A 22,817-nucleotide genomic window follows, 5' to 3' on the forward strand; every position below is an offset into this window, starting at 1 on the left:
TTCGTGTCCGGGGATACAATGGCCGGCCAGTTGCAGCACTGGCAATGATCGTCTGATAAACAAGGTGCATGGGCTGTGTCCTGGCCGCTTCTTTTGCTGTTTTTGTTTGCCGCCAACACTAGTTGACTCTTGCTGTTTGAATTCTTATGAACGCCATTACCCATCCTCCCATTGATTTTCTGGGATTGCCTATTTTCTGGCAGGAGGGCGTGTTGTCTCAAGTTCACCTTGGTGAAAACGTCCTAGCCTGGCTAGAGGTTGACCTGAATGAAGAATTAAGCTTCAAAAAAACCCTTGTTATTTTGACCGATCAAAGGGTCATCTCCACGGATGAAGCTCAAAAAAATTGGAATTCTTGGTCTTTGACCCCCGATTTGAGCCTTCGAGTGCTCGATCATGCAGGGGTTGGAACGCTTGCCTTGCACCAAGGGGGCACTCGTTTGGCCGCTTGGCGCTTCACCTTAGGCCTGGAAGCGGCCGTTCTGCGATGGAAATTGCGGTTTGAAAACCGCTTGCTTCAGACCGGTCCCTCGTCATCTTTCATGGGGCAATCCTTGGATGGTCAAGTTCAAGGCGGAGCAGATTGGACCGAGCCAGGGGTTGCTCAAATGCGGCACGTGTTGTGTCCTGTTTGTCAGAACGTGGTGGACGCTTCCGACGAAGAGTGTGCTGTTTGTCTAGAGAAAGAACAGGCGCCGCCTTCGACCTGGACACTGTTAAAACTTTGGCGTTTTGCCAAGCCCTATCAGTGGCAACTTTTGTTGGGCTTTGTTTTGACCCTGGCTTCCACCGCTGCAACCTTGGTGCCGCCTTATCTCACCATGCCCTTGATGGACGATGTGCTCATTCCTTATCAGAATGGCAAGGACATTGACCCCATGGTGGTGTCTTGGTATTTGTTGGGCCTGTTTGCTTCCGCCTTGGTGGCTTGGGGTTTGGGGTGGATCAAAACCTACATCTTGGCCTTGGTCTCTGAGCGCATTGGCGCTGATTTGAGAACCACCACCTATCAACATTTATTGAAGCTTTCTTTGGAGTATTTCGGGGGCCGACGCACCGGCGATTTGATTGCCCGTATCGGCAGTGAAACCGATCGGATCAATGTCTTTTTGTCGCTCCACTTGCTTGACTTTGCGACAGACATTTTGATGATCATGATGACCGCCATCATCTTGTTCTCGATCAACCCCACTCTGGCTTTAGTGACTCTGTTGCCTCTGCCGTTCATTGGTTGGTTGATTCATGTGGTGCGCGAAAAACTTCGGACTGGCTTTGAGAAAATTGACCGTGTTTGGTCTGAAGTGACCAATGTGTTGGCAGACACCATTCCGGGCATTCGGGTGGTCAAAGCCTTTGCACAAGAAGATCGTGAAGCTCAGCGTTTCATCGATGCCAACAAACACAATTTGGCCGTCAACGATCGACTCAACAGAGTCTGGTCTGTGTTCTCGCCGACGGTCACCTTGATGACCGAAATTGGCTTGCTGGTGGTCTGGGGTTTTGGTATTTGGCTGGTGTCAAAAGATCAAATCACGGTGGGCGTGTTGACAGCCTTCTTGGCCTACATCGGTCGCTTTTACACGCGCTTAGATTCCATGAGCCGCATTGTGTCGACCACCCAAAAAGCGGCTTCTGGCGCCAAACGTATTTTTGAAATTTTGGACCATGTCTCTAGCGTACCTGAGCCATTGAATCCCGTGGCTTTACCGAAGGTAGAGGGCCGAATTACCCTGACAGACGCAAGCTTCCGTTATGGCAATCGTGCGGTCATCAAGCAATTGAATTTGGACATCCAACCCGGTGAAATGATTGGCCTGGTGGGTCACAGTGGTTCAGGCAAAAGCACCCTCGTTAACTTGATGTGCCGCTTTTATGATTTGTCAGAAGGTAGCATTGCCCTGGATGGCGTGGACATCAAGCAACTCAAAGTGGCCGACTACCGCAGGCACATTGGCTTGGTTTTACAAGAACCCTTCTTGTTCTTTGGCACCATTGCAGACAACATTGCCTATGGCATGCCCGATGCCACTCGCGAACAGATCGTGGCAGCCGCGCGTGCAGCCCATGCGCATGAGTTCATTTTGCGGATGCCTCAAGGCTATGACTCTTTGGTGGGCGAGCGAGGCCAAGGGCTGTCGGGCGGTGAGCGTCAACGCATTTCCATTGCACGTGCATTGCTCATCAACCCCCGCATATTGATTTTGGACGAAGCCACTTCGGCGGTAGATACCGAAACTGAAAAAGAAATTCAAAACGCATTGGACAACTTAGTCCGCGGCAGAACCACCATCGCCATTGCACACCGATTGTCCACGCTGCGCAAAGCAGACCGCCTGGTGGTCATGGACAAAGGCTTGATTGTGGAAGAGGGCACGCACGATGTGCTGATTGAAAGCAAGGGCGCTTACTGGCGTTTGTACAAGGCCCAGCAAAGGCAGGCTGAGTCTGAAGGCGCTGTCTTAAGAGAAACGGCGACAGCATGAGTGCCGAAGCTTTAAATATTCAATTTGATCAAAGCCCATCGGGTCGGTGGTTTTATGTCTCTGCTGAAGGTGTTCGTCACGATCACGTTTTGGCTGTTCGTTCTTTTCCGGTGGCTGCGCCCGATGAGGGCATTGCTTTGGTGGACGTCGATGGCAAAGAGTTGCTTTGGATTCCGCAACTCAGTCACGTCGCCGAACAAGCGCGAGCCAACATTCAAAAAGCCATCATGCAGCGTGAGTTCATGCCGCAAATTCTCAAGTTGTATGGCGTCAGCAGTTTTGTGACGCCCAGTACATGGGACATCGAAACAGACCGCGGACGCACTTCATTGCTGCTGAAAGGCGAAGAGGATATTCGCCGTTTGTCCGGGACTGTTTTGCTGGTGACTGATGGTCATGGCGTGCAATTTCTCATTCGAGATTTGGCGCAAATGGACCGCTTCTCTAGAAAGCTCTTAGACCGCTTTTTATGACTTGCTTCGGCAGTCGGCGTGCACATCCAGTTTGGCTTGGTACACCTCGGTGCTGACGCCCATTAAGCCCAGCACGGAGTGAAAATAGTTGTCGTGTGTCAGTGGGGTTTCTGTCTTGTTTTTTAAGCAAGCACGTTGCAGTCCTGTTTGTTTTTCAAACGTGGGCGACCACCAGGTGATCCAAGGCACACGCTTTTGTACATCGGGCGCCACGCGGTAGGGTAGGCCGTGTAAATACAGGTTGTTTTCTCCCAATGACTCGCCATGGTCAGACACATACAACATGGCCGTTGCAGATTGGGACTCCGATTTTTTGAGCCACTGAATGGCTTGCGCTAAAAAGTGATCGGTATAAAGAATGGTGTTGTCAAAAGAGTTGACCACTTGTTCGCGCGAACATTCTTGAAGCGCGTTGCTCTTGCATTCGGGCTGAAATTTTTTGAAATTGTCAGGCACACGCTTGTAGTACGCAGGGCCATGGCTGCCCATTTGGTGCATGACCACTACCACGCCTTTGGCTCGGCGATCGGCTGGCAAAGCCTGAATGCGTTCGTCCAATTGATGCAGCATGATTTCGTCAAAACACTCGCCACCCCTGCACAAGGAAGGATGTTGGAGCTCTTTGGTCAGGGCTTGCGGTACGCGTTCGCAAACGCCTTTGCAGCCCGCTTGATTGTCAATCCACAGCACAGCCAGGCCGGCATGATGGAGGATATCAATGAGACTTTCGTAATTGTTTTTGCGAGACTCAAAGTCCTCTTTGCCCAAGTGAGAAAACATACAGGGGACAGAAGTCGCGGTACTGGTGCCACATGACATGACGCTGCGCAAGCTCACAATGTTTTCTTTGGCCAGCTCTGGCGTGGTGTTGCGTTCGTAGCCATTGACGCCAAAATTGCCCATCCTAGCGGTTTCCCCCAAGACTAACAAAAGCATAGGTGGCTTCTCGGTGGGTTTTAAAGTAGCCAACTTGGCATCTTGACCCACAGGCAGCACAGTCTTGTTGTCGCGCTGGAAGGGCTTGGCGGCAACCAAGCCGATGGCATAGTAACTGTTGAGCGGATTGATCAAGTAGCGCAACTGGGTGTGGTTGCGCATGACGGACGAGAAGTCCTGAAAAATTGCCAGCAAGGAGGCTACAAGGACCGCAAGTGAGGCAACGAACAAGAGGGCGTTGCCAATCAACTGCTGACCCAAGCGAAGCGATTTGATGGGTGTTTTCCAAAGTGCCCAGCTAGGCAAGACGCCCAAGATTGCAAAGCTCACCAACATGCGCCAATTGAACAAGTCCAAGGCTTCATGGGTATCCGTTTGAATCACGTTGGTAATCATGGTGCTGTCAATCACGATGCCATAGCTCATCATGAAATAAGCGCCACTGGCTGCACTTAAGAAGAAAACAGTGAGGACTGGTTTTAGGAACTTGCCCCAGTTGAACAGACTCAGCAGGGTGGTTAGCGCGGCAATGATGATGACGCCAAAGCCAATGGCAAAGCCCAGACCTCGAAGACCATTCACTTCAGGCAGTTGGTGTACTTGCTGCCACAGGGCGTAGTTGCCAGCGGTGGCAAGCCACAGACTGCCCAATAGCGCTACCCAAGCGGGATGCCATGCATTGGATTTGGAGGATTGAGATCTTTGGCGTTTGGATGTCATAGCCTGAAGTTTATCGCTTCAAACGCTCATCCTGGCCAAACAGAGGCATGCTCAGGCACCACAGCACGCATTTTGAGTTCTCTCTCAATTCGCTGGCGCAGGGCATCTGAGGCTTCACGCTCGCCATGAACCACATAAACTTGCGCTGGCGCTTGTGGCATTCTTTTCAACCAGGCCAAGAGTTGACTGCAATCGGCGTGGGCCGAAGCCGAACTCAGTTGAACAATTTCTGCTGCCACAGGCAGGTCTTTACCATGCAGTCGAATGGTGGCTGCACCACTGGCTAATGTTGCCCCGCGCGTGCCAGGCGACTGAAAGCCGGTCAGGATGACCATGTTGCGATGGTTGCCTACATGGTTGCCCAAATGATGCAACACGCGCCCACCCGTAGCCATGCCACTGGCTGACAAGATCACCATGGGGCCGTGTCGTTTAACCAAAGCTTTTGACTGTTCGGGTGTTGCGATCAGGGTCGCCACACGGTCCATGGCTTGCACTTCAGCTGCGTTCAGTCGGTGCTCCCCCATGTGGCGCTTGAACAGGGCCGTGGTGTGAATGGCCATGGGGCTGTCAAGGAAAATGGGCAAGCCATGAGGAATTGCACCTTGCGCTTTGAGTTGTGCAATGCTGTGCAAAATGGCTTGTGCCCGACCCACTGCAAATACGGGAACCACTGCCACACCACCGCGTGCAGAAACTCGCTTTAAGGCTTCCCCCAATTCTTCGTTGACGTTTTCTTCGGGGTGATTGCGATTGCCGTAAGTTGATTCAATTAGCACGGTATCGGCCTGTGGGGGTGCATCGGGAGGATTCATCAAGCTGTCGTCGGGTCGCCCCAAGTCGCCTGAAAAAAGGATGCGCCGACCTGCAACTTCCAGCAACAAACTGGCGGCACCCAAAATGTGTCCTGCGCTGCTGAACTTGGCATTCCACCCCTTGATGGGCTGAAACCATGCGTTGAGTTTTTCCACATGAAACTGTTGCAGGCAGTACTTGGCATCTTGCTTTGTGTACAGCGGCAATGCTGGGCTGTGTTTGGAATAGCCGTGTTTGTTGGCAAAGTAGGCGTCTTCCTCTTGAATGTGCCCACTGTCTGGCAACAAGATGCTGCACAAATCTCGCGTGCCTGACGTGCTGTGAACTTTGCCTTCAAAGCCATTGCGGGCTAGAAGCGGCAAGTAGCCACTGTGGTCCAAGTGGGCGTGCGTCAGAATGACTGCGTTGATATCTTTGGGTGGGGTCGGGCAAGGGTCCCAATTGCGCAAGCGCAATTGTTTGTAGCCCTGAAACAAACCGCAGTCGACCAACAGCTTTTTGCCATCATGCTCTACGCAGTACTTGGAACCCGTGACGGTGTCGGCACCGCCTAAGAAACGAATGTTGAGTGTCATGAATCCATGTTAGGCCGATGGCCCAACATGGACTTGATTTGGATCAAGAGAAGCGATGACTTCGATGCCGACTTAAGCGCCAAACAAACCTTTGAGTTTGTCTGTCCAACTGTTGCCCGTAGGCATGTGCTTGGCGCCGCCTTTTTGCAAAGACTCTTCAAACTCTTTGAGCAGCTTGCGCTGATGCTCTGTCAGTTTGACTGGCGTCTCCACTGTAATGTGACAGTACAAGTCGCCAGGGTAGCTGGAACGCACGCCCTTGATGCCTTTGCCGCGCAAACGGAATTGCTTGCCCGTTTGGGTGCCTTCGGGAATATCGATGGCCGCTTTGCCACTGAGTGTGGGCACATCGATTTCACCGCCCAATGCGGCTTTGCTAAAGCCGATGGGGACAGAGCAATGCAGGTCGTCGCCATCGCGCTCAAAGATGTCGTGCTTCTTGAGGCGAATCTCAATGTACAAGTCGCCAGGCGGTCCGCCGTTGGTGCCGGGCTCACCGTTACCGGTGCTGCGAATGCGCATGCCGTCGTCAATGCCTGCAGGAATTTTGACTTCGAGTGTTTTTTGCTTTTTGAGCTTGCCTTGGCCACTGCACGAAGGGCAGGGGTCGGAGATGATTTTGCCGGAGCCGCGGCAGTGGGGGCAGGTTTGCTGCACACTAAAAAAGCCTTGGCGCATTTGCACAGTTCCCGAACCTTGGCAGGTGCCGCAGGTTTTGGCGCTGGTGCCTTTCTTGGCGCCGGTGCCATCGCAAGGATCGCATTCTTCCCAGCCGGGAATTCGAATTTGCGCGTCTTTACCTGCCGCCGCTTCTTCCAATGTCACTTCCATGGCATAGCTCAAATCGCCGCCACGAAACACTTGACGGCCACCACGGCCCCCGCCGCGTTGCTGACCAAAGATGTCACCAAAGATGTCGCCAAAGGCTTCACCAAAACCGCCAAAGCCCTCTGCACCGCCGCCAGGGCCGCGCATGTTGGGGTCAACACCGGCGTGGCCGTACTGATCGTAGGCAGCGCGTTTTTGCGCGTCCGACAACATCTCGTAGGCCTCTTTGACCTCTTTGAATTTGGCTTCTGCGTCTTTGGCGTCGTCACCCTGATGACGGTCCGGGTGGAACTTCATCGCCAGTTTGCGATACGCCTTTTTGATCTCTTCTTCAGAGGCGTTCTTGGCTACACCCAATACTTCGTAAAAGTCTCTTTTGGCCATCGTTTTTTGCTACTGTTTGAACAAGAACGCCGCGAAAGCGATTTCCTTAAGGATACGCTGACGCGGCGGCTTGGGCTATTGCCCTTGAATGAAAGGCTTAGCCTTTTTTAACTTCTTTCACTTCTGCATCGACCACGTTGTCGTCTGCAGGTTTGGCGTCGGCACCTGGGCCGCCCGCTGCGCCACCGGCAGCCGCTTCTTTGGCTTGCATGTCGGCGTACATTTTTTCGCCCAGCTTTTGGCTGACAGTCATGAGGGTTTCGGTTTTGGCTTCGATGGCTTCTTTGTCTTCGCCCTTCAAAGCTTCTTCCAATTCCTTCACAGCGGCTTCGATTTTTGTTTTTTCGTCGCCTTCAATTTTGTCGCCGTACTCGGTCAAGCTTTTCTTCACGCTGTGAACCGTGGCTTCGCCAGAGTTTTTGGCTTGAACGATTTCGAGTTTCTTCTTGTCGTCTGCAGCGTTCAACTCAGCGTCTTTCACCATCTGTTGAATTTCGTCTTCAGACAAACCAGAGTTGGCTTTGATGGTGATCTTGTTTTCTTTGCCAGTGCCTTTGTCTTTGGCGCCCACGTGCAAGATGCCGTTGGCGTCGATGTCAAAGGACACTTCAATTTGCGGTGTGCCGCGTGCTGCAGGTGGGATGCCTTCGAGGTTGAACTCACCCAGCAACTTGTTGCCAGTGGCCATCTCGCGCTCGCCTTGGTAAACCTTGATGGTCACAGCAGGTTGGTTGTCGTCAGCTGTGGAGAAGGTCTGTGCAAACTTGGTGGGGATGGTGGTGTTCTTGGTGATCATCTTGGTCATCACGCCGCCCAGGGTTTCAATGCCCAAGGACAAAGGTGTCACGTCCAACAACAACACGTCTTTGCGATCGCCCGACAAAACTTGACCTTGAATGGCAGCGCCAACAGCCACAGCTTCGTCTGGGTTCACGTCTTTGCGGGGCTCTTTGCCAAAGAACTCTTTCACCTTCTCTTGCACCTTGGGCATGCGAGACATACCGCCGACCAAAATGATGTCGTCGATATCGGCCACGTTCACGCCGGCGTCTTTGATGGCAGTGCGGCAAGGGGCAATGGTGCGCTCGATCAACTCGTCCACCAAGCTTTCCAATTTCGCGCGGCTGAGTTTGATGTTCAGGTGCTTAGGACCTGTGGCATCGGCGGTGATGTAAGGCAAGTTGATGTCGGTACCAGCTGAGCTGGACAATTCGATCTTGGCTTTTTCAGCGGCTTCTTTCAAGCGCTGCAAGGCCAACACGTCTTTGGACAAATCAACGCCGCTTTCTTTCTTGAACTCAGAAATGATGAAGTCGATGATGCGTTGGTCGAAGTCTTCGCCACCCAAGAAGGTGTCGCCGTTGGTGGACAAGACTTCAAATTGTTTTTCGCCATCGACGTCGGCAATTTCAATGATGGACACGTCAAACGTACCGCCACCCAAGTCATACACCGCAATTTTGCGATCGCCTTTTTCGGTCTTGTCCAAACCGAAAGCCAATGCAGCGGCAGTGGGTTCGTTGATGATGCGCTTCACATCCAAACCAGCGATACGACCTGCATCTTTGGTGGCTTGACGTTGTGCGTCATTGAAGTAAGCAGGTACCGTGATGACGGCTTCTGTCACTTCTTCGCCGAGGTAGTCTTCGGCGGTTTTCTTCATCTTGCGCAAGACTTCTGCGCTGATTTGTGGGGGGGCCAATTTGTTGCCGCGCACTTCAACCCAGGCATCGCCGTTGTCTGCTTTGGCAATGGTGTAAGGCATCAGGTCGATGTCTTTTTGAACTTCTTTTTCGGCGAACTTGCGGCCAATCAAACGCTTCACGGCATACAGCGTGTTGCGGGGGTTGGTGACGGCTTGGCGCTTGGCGGACGCACCGACCAAAATTTCGCCGTCTTCCTGGTAAGCAATGATGGAAGGGGTGGTACGAGCGCCTTCGGCGTTCTCAATCACCTTGGTGGTGTTGCCTTCCATGATGGCCACACACGAGTTGGTGGTGCCCAAGTCAATGCCAATAATTCTTCCCATGTTCTTCTCCGGTAAATCTAAAAAATGCTTGAATGAAACAGAAGTAGGGGCGGTTTGGGAAATTTCAAGGCCGATTTGGCTCAAATTGCGTCTTTTTTGCCCTGATTTGCCCCAATTGAGGCTGTTTTCTACTTCTGCGAGGTTTTATTTAGGGGCGGTTACTGTGACCAAAGCGGGACGCAACACACGATCAGCAATCAAGTACCCTTTTTGCAAAACTGTGACCACGGTGTTGGCCTCTTGCTCAGCAGGCACCACGCTAATGGCTTGGTGGTGATGGGGGTCGAACTTGGTGCCAGCGGCAGGGTTGATCTCAATCACCTTGTTGCGCTCCAGGGCACTTTTGAGTTGACGGAGGGTGGCTTCGGCACCTTCGCGAATTTGCTCAGGCGTGACATTTTGAATTGCCAAGCCGGCTTCCAAGCTGTCCAACACAGGCAGCAGGCTATCGGCAAAACCTTCGACCGCAAACTTGCGAGCCTTAGAAATTTCTTCATCGGCGCGGCGCCGTGCGTTTTGCACGTCAGCTTGGGCGCGAAGGTACTGGTCTGCCAAAGTCGCATTTTGAGCTTTGACGTTGGCCAGTTCGGCTTGGGCGTCAGCCAGAGGATCTAAGGAAGCTGGCGCTTGTGCGGCTTGGGTGTCAGTGCCCATGGCAGCCGCAGCGGCAGCCAAAGCTTCAGCCGCGGGCATGACGCCGGCGGGGTTGGGGTTTTGATGAGAGGTGTTTTGTGAGCTGGAATCAGACATGAAATGCATCCGCAATAAATGACAACGCCCCAAACTTGGGGGCGTTTTGAAAGATTTCAAGACCCTACTGGCAAAGTGCCAAAGGGACCTGAATTAGATCAAGACAGATCGAGCAATTCGACGTCGAACTTGAGTGTGGCGTTGGGGGGAATGACACCACCAGCGCCGCGCGAACCGTAACCTAATTCAGCGGGAATGATCAGGGTGCGAGCGCCCCCAATTTTCATCCCAGCCACGCCTTCGTCCCAGCCGCGAATGACCATGCCAGCGCCCAAACTGAATTGGAAGGGGTCGCGGCGGTCTTTGCTGGAGTCAAATTTGGCGCCTTGCTCGCCATCTTTGTACAACCAACCGGTATAGTGAACGGTGACCGTTTGGCCTTTGGTGGCTTCGGCGCCGTCGCCGACCACGGTGTCTTCGTATTGCAGGCCTGTGGCTGTGGTGATCATGGTGTTTCCTAGAAAAATGTCATAGAAAGGCCGGTACAAGACCGGCCTATGGGTGAATTATGCCAGTGGATGGGCGCTTACCAGGGCGCTAGGTTCAGTGTGAAGACCGCTTGGTCAAGTCTTGCATGAGGGCTCGGATGCCGTAAGTCCATGCTGGCGCTTGGTCTGAGGTGGTCACGCGGTTAAAAAGGGTGCCCAATTGCGGGGTGGTGATAGCCACTGTGTCGCCCACCACATGTGTAAAGCCTTGGCCAGGGCCATGTCGGTCTTGGGTGGGGGCAAACATGGTGCCCAAGAACAGCACCAGGCCATCGGGATATTGATGGTAGGGGCCAATGGCTTGGGCGGCCAAGTCCAAGGGGTCGCGGCTAATTTGGCTGAGCGAACTGCTGCCTTGCATCACAAAGCCTTCGGGGCCATGGACTGCCATGCTGAGGTCTGTGTTGCGAACGCTGTCAATGGTGTACTGGCCATCAAACAATCGAATGAACGGGCCGATGGCACAGCTGGCATTGTTGTCTTTGGCCTTGCCCAAGAGCAGGGCGCTTCGGCCTTCAAAGTCGCGCAAGTTGACATCGTTGCCCATGGCGGCGCCCACAACATGGCCTTTGGAATTGATGACCAAGACAATTTCTGGTTCTGGGTTGTTCCAAGAACTGCCTGGGTGCAGGCCCACATCAAAGCCAGAGCCCACGGCGCTCATGGCTTGTGATTTGGTAAAAATTTCTGCATCGGGGCCAATACCCACCTCCAGGTACTGCGACCAGACGCCTTGGGCGACCAATACTTCTTTGAGTTTCATGGCTTGTGGCGAGCCTGGTTTGACGTTGCGCAGGTTGTCGCCCATGACGTCAATCACGGCTTTGCGAACGCTTTCGGCTTTGGCGGCGTCGCCGCGGGCTTGCTCTTCAATGACGCGCTCTAGCATGCTGGCTACAAAGGTCACGCCAGCAGCTTTAATGGCTTGCAGGTCGGTAGGAGCCAGGAACCAGGCTTGATCTTCGTGACGCTGCTTGGGATCGGTGTTGTTCCAAATGGTTTCGGTTGAGCAAGTTTTGCCGCGGTGTTGCTGCACCCGTGCTGCAGCGTTGTCCATTTCCATTAAGTCACTGCTGGTGAGGGCCAAGCCAGACAAGTCAGTGGTTTCTGTGGCGTTGACTTTGACCAAATAAGGGCCTTCACCAGGCACCCAAACACGGCCAATCAAGACTGCGTGGTCATGGTCGATGGGCAGTGTTTCTGCCAATGAAGGAAAGCTTGAGTGTGACAAGGCCAGGTCTCCCGAGTGAATCTCTTGGCCCAGTTTTTCTGCGCCCTTAGAGGTATATTTTTTGTAGCAATGTGACCAAGGTTTGAACTTGGTTGGGGGTAAGTTTAGACCCAATTTTCATTTCTAGCTCGGAAGCCGTGGCTTCTGCTTGGACCATCAGTTCTTGCCCTTTTTCTGTCGGGTGCAAGCCCATGGCTCGGCCATCGTGCGGGTGGGGCAGGCGCTCAATTAACCCGCGCGACTCAAGCGACTGGACCAAGCCCACCAAATTGGGCGGCAAAATGTTGAGAGCAGCGCACAACTGCCGCGACGTAACGCCTGGGTTGTGCACGATGACAGACATGACCGAAAAATCCACCGGCTTTAAGTCATAGACAGCCATACGTTCTAAAAATTGGGCAATCACAGCCAACGCTGCGCGACGTGCGTTGTAACCAATCAAGGTTTCCAGGTAACTCGTGTCGACGGTATCGACAGAAGCAACAGGATTTTTTAGGCTGCTGCGCATTGCGTCTCGATGATGTGACTGCGCATGGCGAACTCGGGCAAGATCCACTGGCGGAAAGCTTTGGAGGGGGCTTGCCACCGGTCTTTCAAGTTGGGCGTGTCTTCATTCAGCTTGGTATCGATGCGTTGCCAAGCCCACTGCAACATGACCAGCGCCATAGCGCGTAAAAAGTCGTCTGCGACGCGATGACCCAGGCTCGGTTCGAGTTGAGCCGCCGTCAAAATACTTTGCGTCAAATTGCGAAGCTGTGTGGCCTCTGCGGTTTCTGAACCGGACTCTGACTTCATGTCATCGAGCAACTGGTTCAAACTCTGACCGCCATCGGCCATGATTTTGCGAACCAACAAATCAATGGCTTGAATTTCGTTGGTGCCTTCGTAAATCATGGCAACCCGTGCATCCCGAACGATTTGTTCAATGCCCCATTCACGCACATAGCCATGGCCGCCAAACACTTGGAGGCAATCGCTGCCGCCATGAAAGGCTTGATGGGTGAAAGCTGCTTTCATCATGGGTGTGACCAGGGCACACCAGCGTTGTGACTTGGCTGCTGTGTCTTTGTCGGCGTGTTTGATGCGGTCTAACTCTACGGCTGTTTGGTAGGCTAGCACGCGACCGCCATCCACCCAGGCGCGCTGTGTGTCCAAGATGCGCTTGATGGCGGGGTGTTGAATGATGAAGTCGGCTTCGGCGGCAGATTTGGCTTTGGCGTCTTTGCCAGCTGGCGCGCGCATTTGGCGGCGTTCTTTGGCGTAGGCATCTGCTTTTTGCCAAGCGGCATCGAGCAGACCAATGCCTTGCATGGCCACATGCAAACGCGCTGCGTTCATCATGACGAACATGGCGTTCAAACCTTTGCCAGGTTCGCCAATGATTTCTGCCAAGGCATCGTCAAAACGCATGACGCAAGTGGGGCTACCATGCAAGCCCATCTTTTCTTCAATGCGGTCGCAATGCACGGCACTGCGATCGCCATTGGGGTAATACTTGGGGACCAAAAATAGCGACAAACCTTTCGGTCCAGGTGGGGAGTCTGGCAGGCGAGCCAACACCAAGTGCACGATGTTGTCAGTCAGGTCGTGTTCGCCTCCGGAAATAAAAATCTTGGTGCCATTCAAGGCGTAGCGGCCATCCGTTTGGGGCGTGGCTTTGGTGCGTGACAAGCCCAAGTCGCTACCAGCATGGGGCTCCGTTAGGCACATCGTGGCCAACCATTCGCCGGTGCCGACTTTGCTCAGATATGTTTCTTTGAGTGAAGGGCTGGCGTAATGTTTGATGCATTCATAAGCACCATGCAACAAACCGGGTGCCATGGTCCAGCCATGGTTAGCGGCTGACAGCATTTCGTACAGCATGATCTCCCAAACGGTGGGCAAGCCTTGACCACCATCTTCTGCGTCAGCGGACAGGGCTGGCCAGCCTGCTTGCCAAAACATTTGGTAGGCCGCTTGAAAACCAGGGGGCATGGTGACTTTGCCATCTTGCCATTGCGCACCGATTTCATCGCCATTGCGGTTTAAGGGCGCAACCACCTCGCCGACAAATTTGCCAGCTTCTTCCAAGACTTGTTGTGCCAATTCAGCGTCTAACTCTTCAAACACTTGAAGAGATTTGAGCTGATCGGGTGCACTTAAGACTTGTGACAAGACAAATTGCATGTCTTGAACGTTGGGTTGGTAATGGCTCATGGCGAATCAAATGCAAAGTGCTTTAATATCCGCAGGCACGGGAATGGCTTTGATGCGATCGGGGTCATCAGGGTGTTTGATGCAAAAAGCACGCACCTCGGTGCCTTCACACAACACGGTATCGCCGCGCATCACCACGTGTTTGTGGATGAAGGTTTTCTCGCGCCACTCTTGCACACTGGTGTGAATTTGAAGCGTTTCGCCATAGGTGGCTGGGCGACCAAACTTGGTGTTGATTTCTAGCAGCGGGGTGCCAATGATGCCGGTGGTTTTGACCAGCTCGCGCCAAGGTTGAACACCGCACTTCACAAAGAAATTCAAGGACGACGCGTCCATCCATTTGGAGAAGTTAGGAAAGAAGACGATGCCTGCGGGGTCGCAGTCACCGAACATCACTTGTACTTCGTAAACAACTGTTTGACTCATTGAAAACTTTCTTGAAATTAGCGAGGCGCCATGCGCAGCGCACCGTCCAAGCGAATCACTTCGCCGTTCATGTGGCCATTGCTCACGATGTGTGCAGCCAATTGGGCAAACTCTTCAGGCTTGCCAAGGCGAGAAGGGAAGGGAATGCTGGCGGCCAAAGAAGCTTGAACAGGTTCGGGCAATGTTTTTAACAAGGGTGTAGCAAAGATGCCTGGGGCGATGGTGCAAACACGAATGCCGTGTTGGGCCAAATCGCGTGCCATCGGCAGTGTCATGCCGGCCACACCTGCTTTGGAAGCGCTGTAGGCTTGTTGTCCCACTTGGCCGTCGAAGGCAGCTACTGAAGCTGTGAACACCATTGCGCCGCGCTCGCCGTCTTCCATGGGGTCTAGTTTTGCGCAAGCTGCTGCAAACACACGCGCTGCGTTGTAGGTGCCAATCAAATTGACGTTGACCACTTTGGCAAAGTCTTCCAAGGGTGCAGGGTTGCCGTCTTTGCCCACAATGCGTTTGGCGGTACCAATGCCCGCAATTTGCATCAAGATGCGCGCGCCACCTTGGGCTTTGGCAGCTTCGGCCACTGCGTTTTCCATGCTGGCTGCGTTGGTCACATCGCACTGAATGGCAATGCCGCCAATGTCAGCTGCAACTTTTTGGGCGTTCTCGAGGTTCAGGTCGAGTACGGCAACCTTGGCACCCAATCGGGCCAGTTCGCGGGCGGTCGCTTCGCCCAAGCCAGAGCCACCGCCGGTGACCAATGCGCTCATGCCTTGAATGTTCATGATGTCCTCTTGATGGATAGATGTTGATGGATGGATGTCGTTTTAGGCGTTTGGGTTTTCGATCAGCAAGGCAATGCCTTGGCCACCGCCCACACACGCACTGGAAATGCCATAACGCTTGCCACTGCGCGCCAATTCGCGCGCCAAAGTAATTGTGAGACGAACACCGGTTGCAGCCAGTGGATGACCCAAAGCAATGGCGCCGCCATTGACGTTGAGCAAGCTGAGGTCTAAGCCCAATTCACGGCCCACTGCTAAAGTTTGCGCGCCTTGGGCTTCGTTAATTTCAAAGCGGCTGATGTCGGACAGTTTGAGGCCGGTGCGTGCCAACAATAAACGAATAGCAGGCGCTGGGCCAATGCCCATGATTTCGGGGGGCACACCGGCCACAGCTGCAGCGACCACGCGGGCCAGTGGCTTCTTTCCGTTGGCTTTGGCGTAGGCCCCCGAGGTGACCACGCATGCGGCTGCCGCATCGACCAAGGCTGAACTGTTGCCACCTGTTTGCACGCCGCCTTCGTAGACGGGGCGCAATTTGGCCAACACGTCTGCAGGTGAAATGCGGGGATGTGTGTCTTGTGTCACTTCAGTGATCTTGCCCTGCAACTTAATGCCGCGTGGCTTGTAACCATCGAGTTCAAATTTTTCTGTGATGACCGGAACGATTTCGCCCGCCAAGAAACCAGACTGCTGAGCTGCCACAGCTTTGGCAAAAGATTCAGATGCAAAGGCGTCGACTTCTTCCCGTGTGATGCTGTATTTCTTGGCCAAGTTTTCGGCCGTTTGAATCATGTTGATGCCCGCAGCCGGATCTTTCAAGGCTTCCCACATGTAGTCTTTGAAGCCGACAGGAGAGCCCAGTTTGAAACCTGGGCGGTGGTCAAACGCAGCAATTGGATTGCGCGTCATGCTTTCCGTGCCGACCACCAATGCAGCTTCTGCTGCGCCCGATTGGATGTGCTCACCAGCTTGGCGGAACAACTCAAACCCTGTGCCGCAAATACGCTGCGCCATCAGTGCAGGCACTTCAACAGGCACACCTGCATACAGACCAATGTGACGCGGCAAGAAGAATTGATCGAAGTCGCCAGGGGCCATGTTGCCTGTGATGACAGACCCGATGTCTTTGGCAGGAATGTCGGCGCGCTTGAGGGCTTCGCGTGCAGCCTTAATGCCCATGTCGGTGGGAGATATGTGACCCAAAGCGCCACAGTAGTCCACCATGGGAGTGCGAACGCCTTCGTGCATCCACACGTCTTCAAAGGCATTGAAAAATCCGGCTTGACTCATGAAGTAACTTTCAAAATTAAAGGGTGGGCTTCAAGATGAAGTGCAAACGCTCTTCATGCAAAGCGGCCACCGTGTCTGCGCGGTGTGACAACACGGCGCGTTGATTGATCGAGCCTTTGTCGGTGATTTCGCCTTTGTCGATGGTGGGCGGCTCGGACAACAAGCACATGCGCGCAATGCGATTGGCACTTCCGGTCGCACTTTTGGCCAAGTCATTGAGCACTTTTTGGAAGTGCGTCAATACTGCATCGCTGCCCAGCACATCGGCCAAAGGGGCATCGGCTGCCATGCCACTGAGTGCTCGCACCGCAGGAGTTGGGAACACCATGGCGCCCACTTCTTTCAAGTTGATGCCCGTGAGTACCACGTCTTGAATATAGGGTGCACCGGCGGCAATGATCTTGCCGCGCAAGGGTCCAACACTTACAAACGTACCGGTGGCCAACTTGAAATCTTCGGCAATACGGCCATCAAATTTCAAGCCCAAATGCACATCGGTTTCGTCAATCCACTTGACCGCATCGCCAGTACAGAAGAAGCCTTCGTCGTCAAACGATGCTTTGGTTTCTTCTGCGTTACGCCAGTAACCTGGCGTGATGTTGGGGCCGCGGTAACGAACTTCTGTTTTGCCGCCCATGTCGACCAGTTTGAGTTCTAGGCCAGGTGTTGGCACACCCAAGTCGCCAGCGTTGACGTAAGGGTTTGTTACAAAAATACCAAAAGGACCAGACTCGGTCATACCAAGGCCGGTGCCCATCACAATGCGTTCGCCCACTTCGCGCTCTTGCGATTCATACAAGCTGTCCCAAATGGGTTGTGCCAAAGCGGCGCCTGCGTAGAAGAACATTTGCACGCGTGACAGCAAAGTCTTGCGCAGCAAATCGTCTGTTTTCATGGCGAGGGCAATGGCTTCAAAACCCGTCGGCACGTTGAAATAAACGGTCGGTGCAATTTCGCGCAGGTTGCGTAAAGTTTCATGCATGAGGGCCGGCGTGGGCTTGCCATCGTCGATGTACATCGTGCCGCCGTGAAACACCACCATGCCAAAGTTGTGATTGCCACCAAAAGTATGGTTCCATGGCAACCAGTCCACCAGCACCAGAGGCGCCTCAGCCAACACAGGCATAGACTGCGCCATTTGTTGTTGGTTGGCACACCACAAACGCTGTGTGTTGATCACCGCTTTAGGCAACTTGGTGGAGCCACTGGTAAATAAGAATTTGACAATGGTGTCTGGGCCAGTGGCTGCGATGGCCGCATCCACTTGCGCTGTTGCAGGTGTGCTGCACAAGGCTTCAAATGTCGTAACTTGTTTGCCTTCTACGCCACCTTCGTTCATCACAATTTCCATGTCGCTGGAAACTGTGGCGGCAATGGCTTTGGCATAACGCGCGTCACTGGCAAAGACCAAGCCAGGCGTCACGGTGCGCAAAACGTGCTTGAGTTTGTCGTAGTCTTGGCTGATTAAGGAGTAGGGTGGCGAGGTAGGCACAAAGGGAACGCCTGCCACCATACAACCCAGGGCCAATAGGGCATGCTCCAAACTGTTCTCACTCAAGATCACCACAGGGCGCTCTGCGTTCAAGCCGCGGTTGATCAAACCCTGCGCAATGTTGCGTGCGGTCTGCCAGGCTTCTGCGTAGGTCACATGGCGCCAATCCCCCAAGTTGCCATCGGCCAATTTAACGCGCCTTGCAAACAGTGTTTGCGTGGGCTTGATTTGCGCCCAGTGTTGCAGACGGTCAGTCAGGCGATCTGGAAATGCCTGCAAATCTTGATCTGCTTTGAGGTAGTGCGTACCGGGCACACCATCTTTTAAAGTGACACGTGTCACGCCAAAACGCAGGGGTCTAAATTTAGGGGCGCTCATGCTTAGCTCTCAGTAACGGGTGGCGATGTATTTGTTTTTGCGATTGAAAATGGCTGATCAGCTCTTTTGAACTTTGGCAGCCTTGCCTTCCAAGAAAGCCCTGACGCGCGCTTTGGCTTCTGGCGCAGCTTGTGCAATGGAAGAGATCAGGGCTTCTGTCAGGTAACCGTGATCTGCAGGTTGCTCGGAAATGCGGGGCAGGGCATGCATCAATGCGTAGTTGGTTAAAGGTGCGTTGGTGGCAATGCGTTGCGCCAGGTCCAAAGCCTTTTCCAAAGATGTTCCGGTTGGTACGTGGTACTGGGCCAAACCAATGCGCTCGCCATCGACTGCGTTGTAAACACGGCCAGTCAACATCATGTCTGTCATACGGGCCACGCCAATCAATTTAGGAATGCGAACTGAACCGCCGCCGCCAACAAAAATGCCACGTGTGCCTTCAGGCAAAGCATAGAAAGTGCTGTCGTCTGCCACGCGAATGTGACAGGCACTGGCCAATTCCAGACCCCCGCCAACGACTGCGCCATGCAATGCAGCCACAACGGGAACACGGCCCAATTGAACGGCATCTAAAGCCACGTGCCAGCTGCGTGAGTGATACACACCTTGACCCGCATCACGTTCTTTCAGTTCAGACAAATCCAAGCCCGCACAGAAATGGTCACCTTCGCCGTAGACCACAGCTGACTTGGCTTCTTCTGGCAAATTTTGGAAGACATCACGCAGTGCTTCGATCAAACCATCGTTCAGGGCATTGCGTTTGCTGGGGCGGCTTAGGCGCACCATTGCGACCGCGCCGTTCATCTCAAAGTGAATGCCGTTGGTTTCTGCACCTTGCAACAAAGGATGTAAATTTTGAGTCATGATGGAGGGTCCAAAACGGCCTTGCAGGGCTGCAAGGAATTGTTAAAAAGGTTATTATCAATAACTATATTGTCATTCCTTGCGACACTAAAAAAAACAGGGTTTTCCCGTAGATCTGAAAGTACTTATGAACCACCAAGACCTGATCGCCATCGACATTCACACTCACGCAGAGGTGAGTTGCTGGAACCCGTTTGACAACTACGGCGAAGAGTACGACCGCGCTGCTGACAAGTTTTTTGGCAGCAACCGCCGTCCCACCATCGACGAAACGGTGGCGTATTACCGCGAACGAAAAATTGGTTTGGTGATGTTCACGGTCGACAGCGAATCGCAGTTGGGTCGTCGCCGCATTCCCAACGAAGAAATTGCCAAAGCCGCACGCGACAACAGCGACATGATGATTGCGTTTGCCAGTATCGATCCTCACAAAGGCAAGATGGGTGCGCGCGAGGCCGAGCGACTGATCAAGGAAGAGGGCGTCAAGGGTTTCAAGTTTCACCCCACGGTTCAGGGCTATCACCCCTACGACAAAATGGCTTGGCCTATCTATGAGGTGATCAACGCGCACAAGTTGCCTGCCATTTTTCACACGGGTCACAGTGGCATTGGCTCAGGCATGCGCTGCGGCGGTGGTTTGCGTTTGGCCTATAGCAACCCGATGCACCTAGACGATGTGGCCATAGATTTTCCAGACATGCAAATCGTGATGGCCCACCCCAGCTTCCCTTGGCAAGATGAAGCCCTCAGTGTGGCCACCCACAAGCCGAACGTTTGGATTGATTTGTCAGGCTGGAGCCCCAAGTACTTTCCAAAGCAATTGATTCAGTACGCCAATACCTTGCTGAAAGATCGCATCTTGTTTGGCAGTGACTACCCCCTCATCACACCAGAGCGTTGGATGAAGGATTTCGAAGTGGCCGGTTTCAAACCAGAGGTGATGCCTGGCATTTTGAAAGACAACGCCGTGCGTTTGCTGGGTTTGAAATAAGTTGTTGCACTCTTTTAGCCGTTATGACAGTTCTGAAAGAACTTAAAAAACGGCTGTGAGGATCAAGCCCAAGGTGAAGAGGGCGAGCCCAACCAAAGTTCTCACTGCAAATAAACTGATCAAGGGCTTTACCGGAAACACATGTGTTTTTTCGATGGCGGCCCATTTGTGCATGAACTTGTCTGCTTGGTTGGCGCGGGTGGCAAAACGCACAAAGTCGCGGCGGCTTCTGTAGCGCACCATGGCGACGTAGTGCCAGGCGTCGGCGCCTTCGGGCTTGACGAAATCGCCCGATTTGCGGGCAATGAAAATCAGCAAATTGCCATATCGCAACAAATCGCCCATGATGGATTTGCCATATCGCTTGTCGGCTTCCCGAGGATCGTCGCTGAAATGGTAGCCCTCTGGGTAAAGTGCCTTGGGTCTATACCGCACCAGATTTTGCATGACAAACTCTTTGCCATCGTCTGACATCAAGAGCTGGCGAACGTCCTCGATTTCTTCAGAATTGTCGCGAGAGGGATCGGTGCTGCGCAATTTGTGCAGAGACTCTTCAATTTCTTGGGATGACATGGGTCGGCCATTGCCACCGTACCAAAGCCAAAAGACCAAATACAAAAGAGCCAGTGGCACGAAGATGGCAAACATGGTGTTGTTCCTTCAGCAGTAAAAACTTTGGCTGAGCCGTATTTAGATGGATTGAGGGTCATGCTAACAAGCAATCGATTCATTGGAACATAAACCGCTAGGCGATCGATCTATCAGGGAAACACCTAGCCAAATAGACCAAAAAACGCATGAACTCGAGGGCAAATCTCAGCACAATGCCCACACTGCAAAGATATCAGCCAAACTGCAGACACCTTGCGCCTTGTCTCCCAATTTAATTCTTGTCATTTGAAAGTATTCTATGAACTCAAAGTTGATTCTTGATCACGTTTATGGCCATGAAAAATCCCTGGCCAGCCGTGTCTACATGACCCAACCCATTGGTCAAGGCCAAGTCATTGATTACACCTGGCAAGAAACCATGCGCCAAGCGCGTTCGATGGCGGCTTACCTCCAGGCGCAAAATGTTAAGCCCGGTGACCGCGTGGCCATCCTTTCTAAAAACTGTGCGCATTTCATCATGGCGGAGTTGGCCATTTGGTTGGCGGGCGGCACGACCGTTGCCATCTTTCCAACCGAAGCGGGCGAGACCATTCGGTATGTCCTAGATCACAGTGAGGCTAGCTTCCTATTTGTGGGCAAGCTGGACACATGGCCTCTGCAAATGCCATTTGTGCCTGCAAGTTTGCCCTGTATCGCGTTCCCCTTGGCGCCTCAGAACAATTACACAAAATGGGATGATGTTGTCAGTCAAACAGCACCACTCACGGGTGACATTACCCGAGCACCTTCTGACTTGGCCATGATCATGTACACCTCGGGTTCTACTGGCCAGCCCAAAGGTGTGATGCACAACTTTGAGCGTATTTCTTTGGCCACAGACGGCATTGTGAAAACCACCATGGAGAATTTGGGTGACCGTGATGACAACCGCATCCTGTCTTACTTGCCTTTGGCCCACGTATTCGAGCGCGCTTGGGTAGGCGCAAGCTCATTGGTGCATGGCCGGACCCATGTGTATTTTGCAGAATCATTGGATACGTTCATTCAAGACTTGAACCGTGCTAAACCCACCATGTTCATCTCTGTGCCACGCTTGTGGCTCAAATTCCAGCAGGGTGTTTTTAGCAAAATGCCGCCCGCAAAGTTGAATCTGCTGTTAAGCATCCCATTGCTGGGTGGTGTGGTTCGCAAGAAAATTTTGAAAGGCCTGGGGCTCGACAACGTGATTTTGGCCGGCAGTGGTTCTGCGCCTATTCCTGCTGAGCTCATTGTTTGGTATCGCAAGTTAGGCCTCAACCTTTTAGAAGGTTATGCCATGACGGAAGATTTTGCTTACTCCCACAATTCGACCACCCAAATCAATGCGCCTGGTTGTGTGGGCGTACCCCTAGAGGGCGTTCAAGCCAAGATCAGCCCCGAGGGCGAGATTCTGGTGAAATCTCCGGGCCAAATGGTGGGCTATTACAAGCGCCCCGACTTGGACGCTGAAGCCTTCACGGCAGATGGCTTCTTCAAAACAGGCGATCAGGGCTCACAAAGAGCAGATGGTCTTTTAAAAATCACTGGCCGAGTCAAGGAACTTTTCAAAACCTCCAAGGGCAAATATGTGGCGCCAGCCCCCATTGAGAACAAACTCAATGTCCATCCCATGATTGAAATGAGCATTGTGTCTGGCGTTTCCCAGCCCGAGGCCTATGCCTTGGTGGTGCTTGCGGAGGATATTCGACCTAAAATGAATGATCCACAGGTTCGGGCCGATGTTGAAACGCAGTTGGCGCAGCACTTGAAAGATGTGAATGCGGGCTTGGCTGATTACGAAAAACTCCGCATGTTGGTCATCGCCAACGAAGCTTGGTCCATTGAAAATGGCTACCTGACACCTACTATGAAAATCAAGCGCAGCCGAATTGAGGCGGCAGTTGAAAGTCAGGTTGATTCTTGGTATCAAAAGTCGGGAAGCGTTTTTTGGGCGTGAACCCCAAGTTAATCCCCCATCAAAGTCCAATACAAAGTTGAGCCGCCTGTCAATTGAGATAGGAAATTAAAATATATTATAAAAATGCACGCGGCGTG

Annotated in this window: 19 protein-coding genes; 4 read left to right on the plus strand and 15 right to left on the minus strand. The window is 53.0% G+C overall.

Annotated elements, in window-relative coordinates; genetic code table 11:
- Positions 1-146: 146 nt before the first annotated feature.
- Positions 147-2,483 (plus strand): cyanophycin metabolism-associated ABC transporter, encoded by a 2,337-nt coding sequence (locus AMM03_RS10390; RefSeq protein ID WP_090131301.1) that lies wholly within the window; start codon positions 147-149, stop codon positions 2,481-2,483.
- A complete protein-coding gene (locus AMM03_RS10395) occupies positions 2,480-2,956 on the plus strand; it encodes a cyanophycin metabolism-associated DUF1854 family protein (RefSeq protein WP_090131303.1) in 477 nt (158 codons plus the stop codon). The genes AMM03_RS10390 and AMM03_RS10395 overlap by 4 nt, the downstream gene beginning before the upstream one ends.
- Here AMM03_RS10395 and AMM03_RS10400 read toward each other — a convergent pair.
- The 14 genes from AMM03_RS10400 to AMM03_RS10465 form a co-directional block, all read right to left on the minus strand.
- On the minus strand, positions 2,951-4,612 hold the full coding sequence (locus AMM03_RS10400) for a phosphoethanolamine transferase (protein ID WP_090131305.1): 1,662 nt from the start codon (positions 4,610-4,612) through the stop codon (positions 2,951-2,953). The genes AMM03_RS10395 and AMM03_RS10400 overlap by 6 nt on opposite strands.
- A gap of 26 nt (positions 4,613-4,638) precedes the next feature.
- Positions 4,639-6,003, minus strand: coding sequence for an MBL fold metallo-hydrolase RNA specificity domain-containing protein (locus AMM03_RS10405; RefSeq protein ID WP_090131307.1), 1,365 nt, complete (start codon positions 6,001-6,003; stop codon positions 4,639-4,641).
- A 72-nt stretch (positions 6,004-6,075) separates the two neighbouring features.
- Positions 6,076-7,215 (minus strand): molecular chaperone DnaJ, encoded by a 1,140-nt coding sequence (gene dnaJ, locus AMM03_RS10410; protein ID WP_090131309.1) that lies wholly within the window; start codon positions 7,213-7,215, stop codon positions 6,076-6,078.
- A 97-nt stretch (positions 7,216-7,312) separates the two neighbouring features.
- Positions 7,313-9,244: a molecular chaperone DnaK gene (dnaK, locus tag AMM03_RS10415; RefSeq protein WP_090131311.1), complete on the minus strand. Its 1,932-nt coding sequence runs from the start codon at positions 9,242-9,244 to the stop codon at positions 7,313-7,315.
- A 144-nt stretch (positions 9,245-9,388) separates the two neighbouring features.
- On the minus strand, positions 9,389-9,994 hold the full coding sequence (gene grpE, locus AMM03_RS10420) for a nucleotide exchange factor GrpE (RefSeq protein WP_369793694.1): 606 nt from the start codon (positions 9,992-9,994) through the stop codon (positions 9,389-9,391).
- A 98-nt stretch (positions 9,995-10,092) separates the two neighbouring features.
- Entirely contained in the window at positions 10,093-10,443 is a 351-nt protein-coding gene (locus AMM03_RS10425) for an FKBP-type peptidyl-prolyl cis-trans isomerase (protein ID WP_090131313.1), read from the minus strand.
- 94 nt (positions 10,444-10,537) lie between these two features.
- Positions 10,538-11,713 carry a fumarylacetoacetate hydrolase family protein gene (locus AMM03_RS10430; protein WP_090131315.1) on the minus strand — a complete coding sequence of 392 codons (1,176 nt, stop codon included), beginning with the start codon at positions 11,711-11,713 and terminating at the stop codon, positions 10,538-10,540.
- A 46-nt stretch (positions 11,714-11,759) separates the two neighbouring features.
- Positions 11,760-12,221, minus strand: coding sequence for a MarR family winged helix-turn-helix transcriptional regulator (locus tag AMM03_RS10435; RefSeq protein ID WP_090131317.1), 462 nt, complete (start codon positions 12,219-12,221; stop codon positions 11,760-11,762).
- Entirely contained in the window at positions 12,206-13,909 is a 1,704-nt protein-coding gene (locus AMM03_RS10440; RefSeq protein WP_090131319.1) for an acyl-CoA dehydrogenase family protein, read from the minus strand. Before AMM03_RS10440 ends, AMM03_RS10435 begins: the two co-directional genes overlap by 16 nt.
- A 6-nt stretch (positions 13,910-13,915) precedes the next feature.
- A complete protein-coding gene (locus AMM03_RS10445; RefSeq protein ID WP_090131321.1) occupies positions 13,916-14,335 on the minus strand; it encodes an acyl-CoA thioesterase in 420 nt (139 codons plus the stop codon).
- Between the two features lie 17 nt (positions 14,336-14,352).
- The gene (locus tag AMM03_RS10450) at positions 14,353-15,117 is read right to left on the minus strand and encodes an SDR family NAD(P)-dependent oxidoreductase (RefSeq protein ID WP_090131323.1); all 765 of its coding nucleotides are present in this window, start codon (positions 15,115-15,117) and stop codon (positions 14,353-14,355) included.
- A 42-nt stretch (positions 15,118-15,159) separates the two neighbouring features.
- A complete protein-coding gene (locus AMM03_RS10455; protein WP_090131325.1) occupies positions 15,160-16,407 on the minus strand; it encodes a thiolase family protein in 1,248 nt (415 codons plus the stop codon).
- Positions 16,408-16,423: 16 nt separating this feature from the next.
- Positions 16,424-18,277, minus strand: coding sequence for a feruloyl-CoA synthase (locus tag AMM03_RS10460; protein WP_090131327.1), 1,854 nt, complete (start codon positions 18,275-18,277; stop codon positions 16,424-16,426).
- A 57-nt stretch (positions 18,278-18,334) separates the two neighbouring features.
- Positions 18,335-19,081: a crotonase/enoyl-CoA hydratase family protein gene (locus AMM03_RS10465; protein ID WP_228764666.1), complete on the minus strand. Its 747-nt coding sequence runs from the start codon at positions 19,079-19,081 to the stop codon at positions 18,335-18,337.
- A gap of 187 nt (positions 19,082-19,268) precedes the next feature.
- On the opposite strand from AMM03_RS10465, the gene AMM03_RS10470 reads away from it, so the two are divergent.
- A complete protein-coding gene (locus tag AMM03_RS10470; RefSeq protein WP_090131331.1) occupies positions 19,269-20,132 on the plus strand; it encodes an amidohydrolase family protein in 864 nt (287 codons plus the stop codon).
- A 42-nt stretch (positions 20,133-20,174) separates the two neighbouring features.
- Here AMM03_RS10470 and AMM03_RS10475 read toward each other — a convergent pair whose 3' ends face one another.
- Entirely contained in the window at positions 20,175-20,780 is a 606-nt protein-coding gene (locus tag AMM03_RS10475; RefSeq protein ID WP_090131333.1) for a hypothetical protein, read from the minus strand.
- A 262-nt stretch (positions 20,781-21,042) separates the two neighbouring features.
- On the opposite strand from AMM03_RS10475, the gene AMM03_RS10480 reads away from it, so the two are divergent.
- Positions 21,043-22,719 (plus strand): AMP-binding protein, encoded by a 1,677-nt coding sequence (locus AMM03_RS10480; RefSeq protein ID WP_090131335.1) that lies wholly within the window; start codon positions 21,043-21,045, stop codon positions 22,717-22,719.
- Positions 22,720-22,817: the final 98 nt, after the last annotated feature.

This window comes from Limnohabitans sp. Rim11 (genome assembly GCF_001269365.1).
Taxonomy (GTDB): Bacteria; Pseudomonadota; Gammaproteobacteria; order Burkholderiales; family Burkholderiaceae_C; genus Limnohabitans_A.